Genomic DNA, 2,429 nt, shown 5'->3' with positions numbered 1-2,429 from the left:
GATCAACACCATGGTGACGGCGATGACCGCCATCTGTCGCGACGTCCAGCAGGTGTCGATCTTCGAGTCGGCTGACGTCTCGGTCTACGAGTCCGCCGAAACCTGGCAGGCACTGGGCTTCTCGCTGCCGGAGGCGACACCCGACGTGCTCGAGATGGCCAAACTGTGGCTCAGCACGTTTCGCGACTCCGTCGGGCGCATGGCGGTCGCGCTGCACTACGAGCTCGACGACATGGAGTTCTTCATCGAACACCAGACCGCGTCGGAGGACGTCGATCTCGGCTGGCTCCAGATGAAGAAGGACACCATCGCCGCGATCCGCGCGGGGTGGAACGGCAACGTCGATGGCAAGACCGTCGTCCAATCCAACGTCGCCTGGTACCTCACCAAGAAGCTCAACGGAGACTGGGAATTCGACGACGACCACTATCACGTCGTCATCAAGGGCGAACCCGAAGTGCAGACCCGCATCCGCTTCATCCCACCCGAACACTGGGGAAACCACGAGTGGGACATCATGACCGCAATGCCAGCGGTCAGCGCCGCGCTCAACGTCGCCGCCGCACCAGCAGGCATCCTGACTCTCAAGGACGTGGGCCTGCCCTGCGCGCCAGCAGGAATCTGGCTGGAGGAACGCAGCGAATTGGCGGCGACGATACCCGCAGCGAGCTAGCTACCGATCGTGATCTTCTAGTCCTGCCCAGCGGTTGATGGTCGCGGCGCCCAGTTGTGGGTCTTGCGTGAACCACCAGTGACCTAGGCCCTCGAGGCCTGCGATCTCAGCGCCGGCGCGGGTGCTTGCGCGGCGACGCTGTTCGTCGGTGCCGGCTAAGTGGTCCTCGGTGGCCATGATCGACAGGCCTGGCCGTGTGGCAGCTCGCTCGAGATTGCGGCCGAGCCTGGCCATGGCCGGCTGGGCGGCGTCGCGGTACAGGCGAAGGATGCACTCGCCCATGGCGGCGTTCTGCCCCTCGGCGACAGGCAGGGTGACGTCTTCGTGCATCCCCTTCTCCACAAGGGCCGCAGCGCGTTCTGTGACGGGCGGGTCGATCATCGCCGCTATCGCGTCCTCGCCGGCACCCGGGGTCGCCCACACCTGTCCGAGATCGTGCCACTGGTAGTCCTGGTCGAAGAGGCCGATGACGTCGCATACCCAACTGCGAACCAGGTCCGGCCGGGTCATCGCGACATTCACTACGTGGGCACCGCCCCAATCGTGACCCACCAGGTCGACAGGTTGCTCGAAGCGCTCCAACTCGGCGACCAGCCAGCGGCGGTACTCCTCAACCGTCGCGGTGAACCGCGGGGGCACGGGGGCGCCGAAACCCGGCGGGGACAGGCGCACTACCGGACCGCGAGCGAGGAGCGGAGCCAGCCTTTCCCAGACGGCAGCTGTCTCGGGGTTGCCGTGGACGAGGCATACAGTCACGCGTATCTCCTTTTGCATCTGGCTTCAATCCGGTGGCCGGCGAGGCTTTGAGAATCCCTCGCGCCAGCACCTGGGAAATATTTTCCCCGCGGACGCCGTTCTTGGCATTGCGATGCTTATGTAACATCGTTCCATAAGGAAGATAGGAATTGCCATGACCAACGTCGTCTTCATCCATGGGCTGTGGATCTCACACACCGCCTGGCAGCCGTGGATCGAACGTTTCGCCGCCCAAGGCCATCACGCCATCGCCCCGGCTTGGCCGGGCGAATACGCCACCACGAAGGAGACCCGCCTCAACCCCACTGACCAAGCGGGTATCGGGATCGACGAGCTGACCGAGTACTTCGCCAACATCCTTGAACAGTTCGACACCCCACCGGTGGTGATCGGGCATTCCTTCGGCGGTCTCGTCGCCCAAAAACTGCTGGGACAGAACAAGGCCGCCGCAGCGGTCGCCATCGACCCCGCCCCGATCAAGGGCGTCAAGCCGCTCCCCATCGCTCAGCTACGCTCGGCCTTTCCGGTCCTGGGAAATCCCCTCAATCGAGGACGCGCCAAGGGACTGACCCAAGCGCAATGGCGCTACGGTTTCGGTAACGCGTTGGACGTGGCAGAGTCCGACGCCCTCTGGGAGCGCTGGTCCATTCCGTCACCGGGCAAGCCGCTGTTCCAAGCCGCCGCCGCGAACTTCTCTCCCGGCTCGCCGGCCAAGGTCGACACCGCCAACGACACGAGAGGACCGCTGCTGATCACCGCCGGTACCGAGGACCACACCGTGCCCTTCGTAAGCGCGAAAGCCGCCTACGGCTTGTACAAGAAGTCCGACGCCATCACCGACTTCCACGAGTTCGAGGGCCGCGGACACTCGCTGACCATCGATCGCGGGTGGAGCGACGTCGCCGACGTCACCCTGTCCTGGATGGCCCACCGCGAGGTCGCCGCGCGGGCATGACCAAGCCCCCGGTCCGCCGCCGCACCGCCAGCCATCAGGTCTCGG

The 2,429-nt window shown here is 65.0% G+C and carries 2 protein-coding genes and 1 pseudogene; 2 read left to right on the top strand and 1 reads right to left on the bottom strand.

Going from position 1 to position 2,429, the window contains the following annotated elements:
* Nucleotides 1-673, top strand: a pseudogene (locus tag ACRDUX_RS32595) (hypothetical protein); the annotation flags it as partial.
* On the opposite strand, the gene ACRDUX_RS32590 reads toward ACRDUX_RS32595, so the two are convergent.
* A complete protein-coding gene (locus ACRDUX_RS32590) occupies nt 674-1,429 on the bottom strand; it encodes an alpha/beta fold hydrolase (RefSeq protein WP_526420281.1) in 756 nt (251 codons plus the stop codon).
* A 154-nt stretch (nt 1,430-1,583) separates the two neighbouring features.
* Here ACRDUX_RS32590 and ACRDUX_RS32585 point away from each other — a divergent pair, with 154 nt between their 5' ends.
* A complete protein-coding gene (locus tag ACRDUX_RS32585) occupies nt 1,584-2,384 on the top strand; it encodes an alpha/beta hydrolase (protein WP_526420280.1) in 801 nt (266 codons plus the stop codon).
* The last annotated feature ends 45 nt before the right edge of the window (nt 2,385-2,429 follow it).

The organism is Mycobacterium sp. (assembly GCF_050701675.1).
Taxonomy (GTDB): Bacteria; Actinomycetota; Actinomycetes; order Mycobacteriales; family Mycobacteriaceae; genus Mycobacterium.
This window is presented reverse-complemented; position numbering and strand designations above follow the sequence as displayed.

Coding starts and splice junctions, on each gene's coding strand:
- ACRDUX_RS32585 (WP_526420280.1), top strand. CDS start 1,584: ATGACCAACGTCGTCTTCATCCATGGGCTGTGGATCTCACACACCGCC.